Annotated in this window: 10 protein-coding genes; 4 read left to right on the top strand and 6 right to left on the bottom strand. The window is 66.1% G+C overall.

The genetic code is table 11. The features are described from left to right. Positions 1-23 precede the first annotated feature (23 nt). Positions 24-917: a 2-dehydro-3-deoxygalactonokinase gene (locus FHW97_RS04330; protein ID WP_171798110.1), complete on the bottom strand. Its 894-nt coding sequence runs from the start codon at positions 915-917 to the stop codon at positions 24-26. Then, a complete protein-coding gene (locus FHW97_RS04325; protein ID WP_171798109.1) occupies positions 901-2,490 on the bottom strand; it encodes a sodium/sugar symporter in 1,590 nt (529 codons plus the stop codon). Before FHW97_RS04325 ends, FHW97_RS04330 begins: the two co-directional genes overlap by 17 nt. Positions 2,491-2,555: 65 nt before the next feature. On the opposite strand from FHW97_RS04325, the gene FHW97_RS04320 reads away from it, so the two are divergent. Beyond that, the gene (locus tag FHW97_RS04320) at positions 2,556-3,317 is read left to right on the top strand and encodes a FadR/GntR family transcriptional regulator (RefSeq protein WP_171794366.1); all 762 of its coding nucleotides are present in this window, start codon (positions 2,556-2,558) and stop codon (positions 3,315-3,317) included. Positions 3,318-3,335: 18 nt separating this feature from the next. Here FHW97_RS04320 and FHW97_RS04315 read toward each other — a convergent pair whose 3' ends face one another. Continuing rightward, entirely contained in the window at positions 3,336-4,253 is a 918-nt protein-coding gene (locus tag FHW97_RS04315) for an SMP-30/gluconolactonase/LRE family protein (protein ID WP_370525271.1), read from the bottom strand. Continuing rightward, positions 4,240-5,967: a dihydroxy-acid dehydratase gene (locus FHW97_RS04310; RefSeq protein ID WP_253941595.1), complete on the bottom strand. Its 1,728-nt coding sequence runs from the start codon at positions 5,965-5,967 to the stop codon at positions 4,240-4,242. Before FHW97_RS04310 ends, FHW97_RS04315 begins: the two co-directional genes overlap by 14 nt. 249 nt (positions 5,968-6,216) lie before the next feature. Here FHW97_RS04310 and FHW97_RS04305 point away from each other — a divergent pair, with 249 nt between their 5' ends. From FHW97_RS04305 to FHW97_RS04295, 3 genes are read left to right on the top strand one after another with little or no spacing between them, the layout of a single operon-like run. Next, on the top strand, positions 6,217-7,152 hold the full coding sequence (locus FHW97_RS04305) for a Gfo/Idh/MocA family protein (RefSeq protein WP_171798107.1): 936 nt from the start codon (positions 6,217-6,219) through the stop codon (positions 7,150-7,152). 3 nt (positions 7,153-7,155) lie between these two features. Then, complete coding sequence (gene galA, locus FHW97_RS04300; RefSeq protein WP_171798106.1) at positions 7,156-9,663, top strand: beta-galactosidase GalA; 2,508 nt, start codon at positions 7,156-7,158, stop codon at positions 9,661-9,663. Positions 9,664-9,683: 20 nt separating this feature from the next. After that, entirely contained in the window at positions 9,684-10,802 is a 1,119-nt protein-coding gene (locus FHW97_RS04295) for a glycosyl hydrolase 53 family protein (protein ID WP_253941544.1), read from the top strand. A 50-nt stretch (positions 10,803-10,852) separates the two neighbouring features. Here FHW97_RS04295 and FHW97_RS04290 read toward each other — a convergent pair whose 3' ends face one another. Both FHW97_RS04290 and FHW97_RS04285 read right to left on the bottom strand, forming a co-directional pair. Beyond that, positions 10,853-11,257: a hypothetical protein gene (locus FHW97_RS04290; protein WP_168351721.1), complete on the bottom strand. Its 405-nt coding sequence runs from the start codon at positions 11,255-11,257 to the stop codon at positions 10,853-10,855. Positions 11,258-11,370: 113 nt separating this feature from the next. Beyond that, positions 11,371-14,040 carry a TonB-dependent receptor gene (locus tag FHW97_RS04285; protein WP_171798105.1) on the bottom strand — a complete coding sequence of 890 codons (2,670 nt, stop codon included), beginning with the start codon at positions 14,038-14,040 and terminating at the stop codon, positions 11,371-11,373. Between the last annotated feature and the right edge of the window lie 2 nt (positions 14,041-14,042).

The following is a 14,042-nucleotide window of genomic DNA, read 5'->3' as shown; positions in this document are numbered from 1 at the left end:
CGAAACGATCGGCGGCGGTGTGGTCAGCGGTCACGAACAAGGCTCCAGATCTGGGCGATGCCGGCAACGAACGCGGCATGGCTGTCAACAAGGTGGGCGCGGCCGCCGCATTGGGCAATGGCTGCGGTGTAAAGCGCGCCGAGCATCGGATCGGCAAGGAGATAGACATCGCTGCCCGCGGTCACGCCTGCCCCGCGCACATCGCTGCCGATGAGCAGGCCCGAGGCGTGCGCGGCGCTGTCTTCCACCGCGCGCAGGCCCAGCAGGGCCGCTGCCCGCACGCCGAACAGCGCCGTCAGCAAGGCCGGGTCGGCGCTGGCTGCTACCCCGGCGCGGAACGCCGGGCCGTCGGCCACCGGGCCGCCGAGAAACTCGGCCAAGAGGCTGTGCTGCTTGAGCAGGGCAAACATTTCGCCGGTCATGCTGGTGGAAAACGCCGCGACCGCGCCATCGGTCATCCGCGCCCACTTGCAGTGCGTGCCCGGCTGGCACAGCAGCGCATCGGCCGGGGCCAGGCCGGCATGGACCGCACCCAGCAGTTGCACCTCTTCACCGCGCATCACATCGCCGCGCGGGTCAGACAGGCCCGGGACGATCCACGTGCGCGGCGCCACTTCATGCAGCGCCCCGGCAATCTGATCCGCGCCCGCCGGGCATGGCAGATAGGGCACCAGCGCCCAGCCCCGCTGCGAACCGACCATGCCGGCGGCAACCACCGGCCAATCGCCCATCCGCGCGCGGATCGCGGCCACTTCATCGGCAAAGCCGCCCGGCCCCACCGCCAGCACGCCGCGATCGTCGCGAAACGTCTCCAGCACGCTACCCGCGCGATCGAGCAGATAGACACGGCGATTGGTGGTGCCCCAATCGATGGCAAGGAAACGGTCGTTCACGGTCAAATCACCACCAATAGGCATAGAGGGCCACCAGGATCGCCAGGATCGCTACGGCGGCGGCATTGAAGCCGGCGCTGGTGCGGAACAGGTGCGCTTCCTTGCGGATGCCATCGCCTTGTTGCACCTGCGGGCGCGCGAGCGAAACCCCCATGGCCAAGAGCAGCGAAATCACGAAGATGATCGCCATGCGGTTCATGAACGGCACCGCCTCGAGCGCGGCGATCCCGCCAAAGCGGAACACCAGACTGAGCAGCACCGAAGCGACCGCACCAGTCAGCGCGCCCGCCTCTGTCGCGCGCGGCCAGAACAGGCCGAGCAGGAAGATGACCGTGATGCCCGGCGTGACGAAGCCCGAGAACTCCTGGATATACTGGAACGCCTGGTCGAGCCCGCCGAGCAGCGGCCGCGCGGTGAGGATGGCGATCACCACCGCCAGGGCCGCCGCCACGCGGCCCACCGTCACCAGCTTCTTCTCGCTCTTCTGCCCCTTGGCAAAGCGGGCATAGATATCGAGCGTGAAGATCGTAGCGATCGAGTTGATCTTGCTGGCGGTCGAGGCGATGATCGCGGCGACCAGCGCGGCGAAGACCAAGCCGAGCAGGCCCGGCGGCAGCATGCGCATCATCGCCGGATAGGCTTCGTCCGGCTTGGCGAGGTTGGGCGCCAGCAGCACCGCGGCAATGCCGGGCAGCACGATGATGATCGGCATGATCAGCTTGAGGAAACCGGCAAAGACCATGCCCCGCTGCGCTTCGGGCAGGCTCTTGGCGGCCAGCGCGCGCTGGATGATGTACTGGTTGCATCCCCAGTATGACAGGTTGGCGATCCACATCCCGCCGATGATCACCGACAGGCCCGGCAAATCCTTGTAGTGCGGATCATTGGCCGAGAGGATCATGTGGAAATGATCAGGCGCCTGCTGCACCAGCGCCTTGAAGCCCGAGAGGATACCCGGCCCATCGCCATAGAGCTGGCCAATCTGCCCCAGGGTGAGCCAGGCGATCACCAGCCCGCCCAGCACCAGCAGCGTCACCTGCACGATATCGGTCAGCGCCACGGCCTTGAGCCCGCCACGCAGCTGATAGAGCAGCGCGAAGATGCCCAGCCCCGCCAGCGCCACGTCCTGGTTGACGCCGGCCACCTGCATCACCGCCACCGAGCCGAGCCAGATGATCGAGGTGAGGTTCACGAAGACATAGAGCACCAGCCAGAACACCGCCATGACCGTGCGGATCGTCGGGCCAAAGCGCTGCTCCAGGAACTGCGGCATGGTATAGATGCCGTTCGCCAGGAAGATCGGCAGGAAATACTTGGCCACCAGCAACAGCGTGGCCGCCGCCATCCATTCGTACGAGGCGATGGCAAGGCCGATCGCATAGCCCGACCCGGCCATGCCGACGATCTGTTCGGCCGAGATATTGGCCGCGATCAGCGAGGCGCCGATCGCCCACCACGGCAGCGATTTGGACGCAAGGAAGTAGTCGGTCGTGTCGGTTTCGTGCCCGGCCTTCTTGCGGCTGACCCATTGGGCCAGCGCGAAGATGAACACGGCATAGGCCGCCACCACGGTGGCATCGAGTGTCGATAGGCTCATTTCCCGCCCTCTCTGGTCGTTTGCGCGGGATTTGGCCTTGCCAATCCTGATCCGCGTCTATTTATATGATTAAAAAAGCACCCCATCGTGAAGGGATATCCGTGGCATTCCAACCGCTCGAAGCACGCGACGCGCTCGGCCGCAATCTCACCTACGGTCTGCTCGATCGCCTGGGCCTGCTGATCGTGGGCGGCGCCTATGCCGATCGGCCGTTTCCGACCGAGGCGGAGTTGTCTGAAGCGCACGGCGTCAGCCGCTCTGTCACGCGTGAGGCGGTCAAGATGCTGACGGCCAAGGGCCTGGTCAGCGCGCGGCCGCGCCAGGGCACGATCATCCAGCCCGACAGCCAGTGGAACCTGTTCGATCCCGACGTGCTGCGCTGGATGCTCGAGCGCCGCTTTTCGATCGACCTGCTTACCCATTTCGGCCAGCTGCGCGTGGCGATCGAGCCGGCTGCGGCGGCACTGGCCGCGCGCGAGGCGACCGAGGATGGCCTGGCGCTGATCCGTGCCGGCTTTGCCCGTATGCGCGCCGCCGATGCCGGGCAGGATGATGTGCTGGAAGCCGACGTTGCCTTCCACGTCGCCATTCTCAAGGCGTCGGGCAATCCGTTCTTCGGCCAGTTCCGCGATGTGGTGTCGACCGCGCTCAAGACCTCGATCCGCTATACCAACCGTATAGTCGGGCGCAGCGCCGATCTTGCCGCGCACGAGGCGGTGATGGAGGCGATCCTGGCGCGCGATGGACAGACCGCGCAAGCCCGCATGCGCGTGATCATCGAGGACGCGCTCGATGCCATTCGCCTGAACGAGGAAGCGCTGGCCTGATACCCACATCGCCGCCGCTCAGCCCCCGAACCGGGGCGTGGGGCAGCCGCGAAAGCCGCTGCCGACGATCTCGAACAGGGCGCCACCAGCCGGCTCGTCCACCCCATCGGCGGCAGAGCTGACGAACAGGCGATCGCGGCTTGGCCCGGCAAAGGCCAGGTTGGTGATCTGGCTGGCGGGCAGCGCAACACAATGGGTGCGGGTGCCGTCAGCCAGGAAGCGGCTGACGCTGCCTGCCCCCCATTGCGCGATCCACAGGCCCCCGTCGCTGTCGATCGTCATGCCGTCGGGCGAACCCCAGGCATCGGGAAAATCGAGGAACACCTCGCGCGGGCCCAGCGTGCCGTTGCCGTGGAAGGCAAAGCGATAGACGCGCCCGAGCGCGCTGTCCGTGTGATAAAGCCACTGCCCATCGGCCGACAGCACCGGCCCGTTGGCGATGCGATAGCCGCTGTCCACCCGCGTCCACGACAGATCGTGATCGAGCCGGTAGAAATTGCCGGTCGGGGTTTCCCCGTCCATGTTCATCGTGCCGGCCCAGATGCAGCCCTGCGGGCAGACCATGGCATCGTTCATGCGGTTGCGCGGCAGATCGGGCTCGGGCGCGCCGATCGGCACGCAGGAAAACGGGTCGAGCGTGATCGTGGCAAAGCCGCTGCGCAGCCCGGCGATGAAGCCGGGGCCGCCTTCGCGTTCCAGCACCCAGCCGATCATGTCGGGCACGTCCCATTCGGCCACGATGCCGCTGTCCAGGTCCAGCCGGTTGATGCGCTGGCCGATGATATCGACCCAGAACAGCGCCTGCTGCCGATCGGACCAGATCAGCCCCTCGCCCAGCAGGTCGTGCCCGTGAATCGCACCAGGGCGGTCCACCGGCACAACCTGGATGGTGGCTTGATCGGTGGCTTGATCAGGGCCTTGATCAGTGGCTGTCACGCGGCACTCCATAGACCTGGGCCACCTTCTGAAACCGCACGGCATCCTCGATCACCGCGCCGCCGGCAAACTGGCCAGTGATCTTGCGGCTGATCGCCTGCCACGGCGTCTGGTCTTCGGGGAAGCGGAACGGCTCTGCCGCCAGCGCAGCGCGGCGCGTGGCCAGTTCGGCATCGCTGACCAGCAGGTTGACGCTGCGGGTTTTCAGATCGACGCGGATGCGATCGCCATCGCGCAGCAGCGCCAAGCCACCGCCCACCGCCGCCTCGGGGCTGGCGTTGAGGATCGAGGGGCTGCCGCTGGTGCCCGATTGGCGCCCGTCACCCAGGCATGGCAGCGCATCGATCCCGGCGCGGATCAGCGCGGCGGGCGGGCGCATGTTGACCACCTCGGCCCCGCCCGGATAGCCGATCGGCCCGGCACCACGGATCACCAGGATCGAACGCTCGTCGATGCCGAGCGCGGGATCATCGATCCGCGCGTGATAGTCTTCCGGCCCGTCGAACACGAAGACCTGGCCTTCGAATGCCTCGGGATCATCGGGGTTCGACAGATAGCGCGCGCGGAACTGGTCGCTGATCACGCTTTTCTTCATCACCGCGGCATCGAACAGGTTGCCGCCCAGCACGGTGAGACCCGCCGCCATCTTGAGCGGGCGATCGAACGGGCGGATCACATCGTCGTCGGCAATCTTCACGTGCGCCACGTTGTCGGCCACGCTCTTGCCATTGGCAGTCAGCGCGTCGCCATCGAGCAACCCGGCACGGGCGAGTTCACCCATTACTGCCGGCACGCCGCCGGCCCGGAAATAGTCTTCGCCCAGATATTCGCCCGAAGGTTGCAGGTTCACCAGCAGGGGAATGTCGGCGCCATGGCTTTCCCAGTCTTCCAGCGTCAGTTCCACGCCCACGTGGCGGGCAATGGCATTGAGATGGATCGGCGCATTGGTCGATCCGCCGATCGCGGAATTAACGCGAATGGCGTTGAGAAAGGCACTGCGGGTGAGAATGTCCGACGGCTTGCGATCGGCTGCAACCATCTCCACGATCTGCTTGCCGGTGTAATAGGCGCATTCCTGGCGATCGCGGTGCGGCGCGGGGATCGCGGCCGAGCCGGGCAGGCTCATGCCCAGCGCCTCGGCCAGCGAATTCATCGTGGTGGCGGTGCCCATGGTGTTGCAATAGCCGGTCGAGGGCGCAGAACTTGCCACCAGTTCGATGAAGCCCTTGAAATCGATCTCGCCCTTGGACAGCATTTCGCGCGCTTTCCACACGATCGTGCCACTGCCCGTCCGCTTGCCCTCGTGCCAGCCATTGAGCATCGGCCCGACCGAGAGCGCAATCGCGGGAATGTTGACCGTGGCCGCCGCCATCAAGGCCGCCGGCGTGGTCTTGTCGCAGCCGATCGTCAGCACCACGCCATCGAGCGGATAGCCGAACAGCACCTCTACCAGGCCCAGATAGGCCAGGTTGCGATCGAGGCCGGCGGTGGGCCGCTTGCCGGTTTCCTGGATCGGGTGCAGCGGAAACTCGATGGGAATGCCGCCCGCCTCGCGAATGCCGTCGCGCACGCGGCTGGCGAGCACCAAGTGGTGGCGGTTGCACGGGGAAAGATCGCTGCCGGTCTGGGCAATGCCGATGATCGGCCGATCGGATTGCAGTTCCTCGATGGTCAGGCCGTAGTTGAGGTAGCGTTCCAGGTAGAGCGCGGTCATGTCGGCCGATTCGGGATTGTTGAACCACGCCCGCGAACGCAAGGCGCGAAAGCCGCTCTTCCCGGCGTCGCTGCCTGCGGCGTTGCCCTGTTCCGTCTGCTCATTGCCCACTTGAAGCCGCTCCTTTTCGTGCCTTCGGCCGGGGCAGGATGCAGTCTTTTGTTCTGCCGTCCCCGCCCATTGACCTCTCTAACCATATATATATGATAAATGTAAAGAGCCACCCCATAAGCTTGCGAGGAACCTGGAATGTCATACCCTCCGATCCGCCTTGGCCTGGTGGGCCTGGGCAAGATCGCCTGCGACCAGCACCTCCCCGCGATTGCGGGCAATTCCCGGTTCGATCTGGTCGCGGTGGCCGATCCGGTTCACCGGCTTGACGGGGTGCGCGGCTATGCTGGCCTGGCGGAAATGCTGGCCGGCGAAGCGGGCAAGCTCGATGCCGTGGCACTGTGCACGCCGCCCGCTGTGCGCGTGCCGCTGGCGCGCGCGGCCATTGCCGCCGGGCTCGACGTGCTGCTGGAAAAGCCGCCAGCGGCCGCCCCGACCCAGGCGCAAGCGCTGGAGCAACTGGCCACGCGCGCCGGCGTCACGCTCTATGCCGCATGGCATTCGCGCGAGAGCGAAGTGGTCGAGGCCGCACGCGCCTGGCTCGCCACCCGCAGCATCAGTGCGGTGCACATTACCTGGCGCGAAGACGTGCGCAAATGGCACCCTGGGCAGGACTGGCTATTGTCCAAGGGCGGCTTTGGCGTGTTCGATCCGGCGATCAACGCATTTTCGATCCTGACCGAAATCCTGCCCTCGGGCATTTGCGTGGAAGGCGCGCGGATGGACGTACCGGCCAATCGCGGCGCGCCGACCGATGCGCAGGTGGACATGCGCTGCAGCACCGGCGCACCGATCATTGCCGATCTGTCGATCCTGCAACCGGGCCACCAGCAATGGGATATCGTGGTCAACACGCCCGATGGCGAACTGGTGCTGCGCGATGGCGGGCATCGCCTGGAAATCGACGGCACGCTGCGCCAGGAATCCGGCAACGACGAATATGCCCGGATCTATCGCCGCTTTGCCGATCTGATCACGCGGCGGGAAAGCGATGCCGATGCCCGGCCGCTCTCGCTGGTGGCCGATGCCCTGCTGCTCGGCACCGTGACCACCGGCCCTGATTTCGAGTTCTAAGCCATGACCATCTCACCTTCGACCGACCGCCGCACGGCCCTTGCCCTGGGCCTCGCCGGCCTTGCCACCAGCGCCGCGCCTGCACTGGCTGCAACGGCCAAGACGGCTCTCACCACGCCGGCCGCTGACGCGGCTGCGTCCCCCCGGCGGCGCGTGCGCCTGGCCGATGGCTGGCGCTTTGCCCTGGGCCATGCCGCTGACATGGACCGCGATTTCGATTTCGGCCGCTATCAGCGCACCTATGCCAAGCCCGGCTTCGATGTCTCGCCCGCCACCCAGCCCGATTTCGATGACAGCGCCTGGGCCAGCGTGCGCGTGCCGCACGATTGGGCGGTGGAACTGCCCTATGCACCGCCTAAGGCGCCAGTGCCCAAGGACAAGGAAGACATGGCCGCCGGCCATGGCTTTCGCGCCATCGGCCGTGATTTTCCGCAGAATAGCGTGGGCTGGTACCGCTGCAAGCTGCCGGTGGGCGCAGGCGATAAGGGTCGCGCCATCTGGCTCGAATTCGACGGCGTGTTCCGCGATTGCAAGGTCTTCGTCAACGGCTATGAAGCGGGCGGCAGCGCCTCGGGCTATGCCCCGTTCCGCGTCGATATCGCCGATTTCCTCGATTACGATGGCGGCCCCAACCAGTTGACGCTGCGCGTCGATGCCAGCCTGGGTGAAGGCTGGTTCTACGAGGGCGCGGGCATCTATCGCCATGTCGACCTGGTCAGCGCCGCGCCGATCCACGTGCCCCAATGGGGCACTTGCGTGCGCAGCACGGTCGACGGCAGCGGCGCACAGATCGCCATAGCCACCACGCTGGCCAATGCGGCCGAGGTGGCGGGCACGGCGCAACTGCGCCACCGTGTGCTGGCCCCCGATGGCCGCGAAGTGGCAGCCATCGCCGCGCAACCGGCCGCTACGCTGGCGCCAGGCGCGCAGACCACGCTCGACCACGCGCTGGCCCTGCCCGCGCCGCAGCTATGGTCGCCGGAAACGCCGCGGCTCTATACCCTGGAAACCAGCGTGCTGGTCGATGGCCAGGAGGTTGACCGCACCCAGACCCGCTTTGGCATTCGCACGCTGTCATTCGATGGCACGCACGGCTTTGCGGTCAACGGAAAGCCGGTCAAGCTGTTGGGTGTATGCAACCACCAGGATCACGCCGGCGTGGGCACCGCCATTCCCGATGCGCTGCATGCCTGGCGCGTGGCGCAGACGCAAAGCATGGGCGCCAACGCCTGGCGCAGCGCGCACAATCCGCCGGCGCAGGCATTGCTCGATATCTGCGATGCGACCGGCATGATGATGGTTGCCGAAACCCGCCTCAACACCACCAATCCCGAGGCAATGGACGAACTCGATCGCATGATCCGGTCCTCGCGCAACCACCCGGCGATCATCCTGTGGTCGGTGGGCAACGAGGAAGGCCACCAGAGCACCGAGCGGGGCCGCCGCATTTCGGCGCAGCTGGTGGCGCGCTGCAAGCAGCTCGATCCCACGCGGCTGACCACCCAGGCGATGGACAAGGGCTGGGACGGCGGCGCGGCCGATGCCGTCGATGTGGTGGGTTTCAACTATCGCACCGACAAGATCCCGGCGTGGCGCCAGCGCCACCCCGGCAAGCCGGTGATCGGCACCGAGACCGCCAGCACCGTGGCCACGCGCGGCGCCTATGCCAACGATGCCGCCGCCCACGTGGTGCGTGCCTATGATAGCGAGCATCCGTGGTGGGCCAGCACGGCCGAGGAATGGTGGCAGATCGTAGCGGCCGAACCCGGCATTGCCGGCGGCTTTATCTGGACCGGCTTCGACTATCGCGGCGAGCCCACGCCCTATGCCCAGTTCCCCAGCGTTTCGAGCTATTTCGGGGCGATGGACCTGTGCGGTTTCCCCAAGGACAACTATTACTACTACCGCGCCTGGTGGCGCCGGGACGCGCCGCTGGTGCACCTCTTGCCGCACTGGAACTGGGCCGGCCGCGAAGGACAGCCGATCGAGGTGTGGGTCCACGGCAACTGCGCCGAGGTGGAACTGCTGCTCAATGGCCGCTCGCTGGGCCGCAAGGCGATGCCGCAGAACGGCCACCTTGCCTGGATGGTGCCCTATGCCCCCGGCCGGATCGAGGCGCGCGGCTATAATCAGGCCCGCCTGGCCGCCCGCGACAGCCGGGTGACGGCCGGCAAGCCCGCCGCGCTGCGCCTCTCGGCCGATCGCAACCGCCTGGCCGCCGATGGCGCGGACACCGCCGCCGTGCGGGTCGAGGTGATCGACGCGGCCGGAAACCTGGTGCCCACCGCCGATACCGTGATCGACTTTTCCCTGAGCGGCGCGGCGCGGATCATCGGGCTGGGCAATGGCAACCCCACCTCGACCGAACCAGACAAGGGCCATGCGCGGCGCGCGTTCAATGGCCTGGCCCAGGCCCTGGTGCAAAGCGCCGGCGCCGCCGGCGCGGCACGGCTGACTGTCACGGCCGCTGGCCTTGCGCCCGCCAGCCTCGACCTGTTCTTTCACGCCTGATGCGAAAGGCCCCTCTTTCCATGACCCTCCTGCGCCACGCCCGCAGCGCCGCGATGACCGCCCTTGCCCTTACGCTGTCCACCCCGGCGCTGGCCGCGCCCGCGCCGCCGCTCTATCTCGGGGCAGACCTGTCTTTTACCAACGAGATGGAAGCCTGCGGCGCCCGCTTCCTTGAGCACGGCAAGCCGGCCGATCCCTTCGTGGTGCTCAAGCAGCATGGCGGCAATGTCATGCGGGTGCGGCTGTGGCACACTCCGACATGGACGCAGTACAGCACCTATGACGATGTGCTGAAGACGATCACGCGCGCCCATGCCGCTGGCCTCAACGTGCTGCTAGACTTCCACTATTCCGACGATTGGGCCGATGGCGACAAGCAGCCCGCCCCGGCCGCCTGGGCGAACCTGCCCACCGATGCCCAGGTCAAGGCGCTGCACGACTATACGCGCGAGGTGCTGGACAAGCTGGCGGCGGCCGGGCAGCTGCCGGAAATGGTCCAGGTGGGCAACGAAACCAACGCGGCCATGCAAGGCGGCGTCAAGGACCAGCCGATCGACTGGACGCGCAACGCCCGCCTGCTCAACGCCGGGATCAGCGCCGTGCGCGAAAGCGCCAAGGCCCACGGCAAGCCGATCCAGGTGATGCTGCACATCGCCCAGCCCGAAAACGTCATCCCCTGGTTCGATGCTGCCACGGCGGCCGGCGTGCTCGACTATGACATCATCGGCATCAGCTATTATTCCAAGTGGTCGACCTACAACCTTTCGGGCCTGGGTAAGGTGATCGACGCCGCCCACCGCCGCTATGGCGCGCAAGTGTGGGTGGTGGAAACCGCCTATGCCTTTTCCGACGATCATGCTGACGACACGACCAACCTGCTCGGCTCGGACAGCGCCATCCCGGGCTACCCGGTCAGCCCCAAGGGCCAGCTCAAGTACCTGCAAGACCTGACGCAGACCGTGGTAAACAATGGCGGCAACGGCGTTGTCTATTGGGCGCCGGACTGGGTTTCCACCCGCTGCAAGACACGCTGGGGCACGGGATCGAGCTGGGAAAACGCCGCGATGTTCGACATCCGCCACCACGAGGCGCTGCCCGCGTTCGACTGGTTGGGGAAAACGTACAAGCCCCAGCGCTAAGCCTCTCACCACCCCCAACCCCCTCCTCTGAAGAGGAGGGGGCTTTTTTGTCAGCGCTTTACGGGAGCGTGGTGGCGGCCCACCACCCCGCTGGCCCACAGCGCGGCCCAGATCAGCACGGGCTGCGCCAGCATGCGCGGGATGTGATACGCCAGGCCGAGGCCATGATCGGGCCGCGCCAGGTCCATCAGCATATGGTTCACGTTGGCCGGCCACACGCACAGCGCATAGGCCGCCAGGCCCCAGCCCGCGGCGCGGCGCAAGGCGGGGCTATGGCCCTGCACCAGCGCCACGCTGCCGGCCAGTTCGGCCAGCCCGGTCAGCGTGATCACCAGCGGTGCCAGCGGTACCCACGCAGGCGTGATCTTGAGGAACGGCGCGGGCAGCGCCAGGTGCAGCACACCTGCAGCAAAATAGAGCAGGCCAAGCAGGATACGCACGATGCGACGGGTCATGCCCGCTTGTTGCATGGCACCGGCGCAGCGCCAAGAAAAAGGGCGCCGCATCGCTGCGGCGCCCTGGCAGGTTGAGGGCGGTTCGGGGAGAGGATCGAACCGCCCTGAAACGATCAATAGCGCACGGTCACATCAGCGAGATAGCTGCGGCCATACTTTTCATAGCGGGCGATCTGGTTGGGATCGTTGTTCCAGTAGAAGCGCGCCACCTGGTTGGTCAGGTTGTTGGCCTGGACCCGCACCGAGATGTTCTTGGTGATGCTGTAGCCGATGCTGGCACCCAGCGTGGTTTCGCTGTCCAGCCGCGTCAGCTGCGAGGCATCCCAGCCATAGATCACCGTGAACGGGCTATGATGCTTGAGCGCCAGGCGCGCATCGATGCCATGATCCGAATACCACAGGTCGAACTCGCCGGTGAAATCGGCCAGCCCCACCGCCGGGAACGGATTGGCCTTGGGCGCCAGTTCCTTGAGGTCGGACTTCACGAAGGCGGCGTTGGCATAGATACCGAACTTGTCGAGGCCGGGGATGAAGAAGAACGGCATCTGCAACGTAGTTTCCACGCCGGCGATATAGCCGCCCTTGCCGTTGGCCGGGCCGGTGATCAGGTAATCGGCGCCACCGATGTTCTGGGTGGTCTGGGTATAGCCGATGTTGGTATCAACATCCTTGTAATAGCCGGCCACGGCCAGCAGCGCATCCTTGTGGAAGTACCATTCCGCCGAGATGTCACCCTGCGTCGCCATGAATGGCCGCAATGTGGGATTGCCGGCACTGCCGGTCAACTGCGGCGGATAGACCGACAGGATGCGGTTGGCGCGCAGTTCATCGAGCGGCGGACGCGAGATGACGCGCGCGGCGGCAACGCGCAGCTTGAGCGTGTCGGTCAACTCGAAGTTCAGGTTGATGCTGGGCAGCGCGCGGAAATAGTGGCTGTTGCCCTGGATCGGGAAAATCGTGGTGACATTGGCGCCACTGCCGTTGTTGGCGGCGGGATCCCACGACGTGCTCGAACCGGCCGCGGTGCTGTGCGTGACCACATCGACGAAACGCACGCCGACATTGCCCGAAAAGCCGTTGCCGCCAAGGTCGGCCATGACATAGCCTTCCATGTCGTCTTCGCGCACGCGCCAGCCCTTGGTGGGATCATCGGCACCGGGGGTGTAGACCACCGACTGCGCGGCAATCGTGTCGAAATTGCCATAGACCATGGTCGGCACGCTGAAATTGCGCACATTGAACGCGGTCAGGTCAGCGGCGTTGAGCGTGACGTTGCCACCGCCGATCGTGCCCACGCTGCCGCTGCCATAGGCCAGGCTCTTGACCCGGTTGGAATAGCGCAGGCCCACGCCCACGCCCGCCAGCCAGCCACTGTTGACGGCGCGGCGAATGTCGATCTGCCCGGCGCCCAGGTCATCATGCAGGCGCTGCGGCCCGTCATAGAGACCGGGGTAATAGCTCTGCACCGTCTGGGCAGACGTGTCGCCAACATTGGCACCGCTGACCGAGACCGACGGCACCTGGCCTGCGCCGGTGGCAAAGGTCGTGCTCGACGGATAGAATTCCGTCGCGACCGAGCGATAGAGGTTATTGCGCTTGGCGCTGGAATAGGAAACGTCGGTCTTCACCGACCACGTGCCATCATCGTACTTGGCGTTGAGGCCCGAGACGAACAGGGTCTTGTCTTCGGTGTACTTGCCGAACACGTTGGTGACCGAGGAATAGTTGTTGAGCGTGGCACCCGTGACGGTGTTGCCGGCTAGGGTATAGTTGCCCGGCTGATAGATATCGCCCGGCTGGCCGAAATTGCCGCCCCAGTCGCCCCAGCCGTTGGAACGGCCATACCACTGCTGCGCCTGGTTTTCGTTGATCTTGATGTTGGAATAGAGCCCGTCGAGCGTGATGTCCCAATAGGAACCCGGCTTCCACTGCAACGCGGCGGTGGTGCTCCAGCGGGTTTCGGTCAGGCCCTTGACTTCGGACTGCGCACCCCAGGGGGCGTTGATCTTGTTGCCGCTGGCATCGGTCGGCGGCGTGCCGGTGTCGGGCGTGTTGTAGCCCCAGCCCTGGAAGCTTTCAAAGCCGTTCTTCTGCCGCTGGTAGGTGCCGCCCAGCACCAGGCCGAGATTGTCGGTCAGCTTGCCGACATATTGCGCGCTGCCACGCGCGCCGAGGCCCGAATAGCCGGGAATGTCTTTGCCGCCATCGTTATAGATCGCCCCGCCGCGCACGGTCAGCGCCGGGCCGTGATAGTCCAGCGGCTTGATCGTCTGGATGTCGATCGTGGCGGCCACGCCGCCGGCGATGAAGTTGGCGCTCTGGCCCTTGTAGACCGCCACCGACGAGACGATTTCGGACGGGTAGATTTCCCAGCGCACGTTGCGATCAGGCTCTGACGAGGCCACTTCGCGGCCGTTGATCAGGCCCAGCACCAGGCGTGGGCCAAGGCCGCGCACTGCGGCCTGGCTGGCATTGCCGCGATCGCGCGTGGCGGTCACGCCCGGCAGGCGGCCCAGCGAATCGGCGATGGTCACATCGGGCAGAACGCCGATGTCCTTGGAACTGATGGTTTCGGCCACCACGGCGGTGTTGCGCTTGGCATTGAGCGCATCGCGCAACGAGGCGCGCAGACCGGTGACGACGATCGCCTGATCGGATGCGGCCTCAGCAGCGGCCTGCGGCGCGGCAGCGCTGTCAGCCGATTGCGCGAATGCGGCGTTGGAACCCACGGCCAGCGCCAGCACGCTGGTTGCACACAGAACACGACGGAAATCGAGATGCATGA

Source organism: Novosphingobium sp. SG754 (assembly GCF_013149315.1).
Classification (GTDB): Bacteria; Pseudomonadota; Alphaproteobacteria; order Sphingomonadales; family Sphingomonadaceae; genus Novosphingobium; species Novosphingobium capsulatum.
Note: the sequence above shows the minus strand (reverse complement) of the source record. Positions and strands in the feature narration are given on the sequence as shown.

Coding starts and splice junctions, on each gene's coding strand:
- FHW97_RS04330 (WP_171798110.1), bottom strand. CDS start 917: ATGCCTATTGGTGGTGATTTGACCGTGAACGACCGTTTCCTTGCCATC.
- FHW97_RS04325 (WP_171798109.1), bottom strand. CDS start 2,490: ATGAGCCTATCGACACTCGATGCCACCGTGGTGGCGGCCTATGCCGTG.
- FHW97_RS04320 (WP_171794366.1), top strand. CDS start 2,556: ATGATTAAAAAAGCACCCCATCGTGAAGGGATATCCGTGGCATTCCAA.
- FHW97_RS04310 (WP_253941595.1), bottom strand. CDS start 5,967: ATGACCGCGCTCTACCTGGAACGCTACCTCAACTACGGCCTGACCATC.
- FHW97_RS04305 (WP_171798107.1), top strand. CDS start 6,217: ATGTCATACCCTCCGATCCGCCTTGGCCTGGTGGGCCTGGGCAAGATC.
- galA (WP_171798106.1), top strand. CDS start 7,156: ATGACCATCTCACCTTCGACCGACCGCCGCACGGCCCTTGCCCTGGGC.
- FHW97_RS04295 (WP_253941544.1), top strand. CDS start 9,684: ATGACCCTCCTGCGCCACGCCCGCAGCGCCGCGATGACCGCCCTTGCC.
- FHW97_RS04290 (WP_168351721.1), bottom strand. CDS start 11,257: ATGACCCGTCGCATCGTGCGTATCCTGCTTGGCCTGCTCTATTTTGCT.
- FHW97_RS04285 (WP_171798105.1), bottom strand. CDS start 14,040: ATGCATCTCGATTTCCGTCGTGTTCTGTGTGCAACCAGCGTGCTGGCG.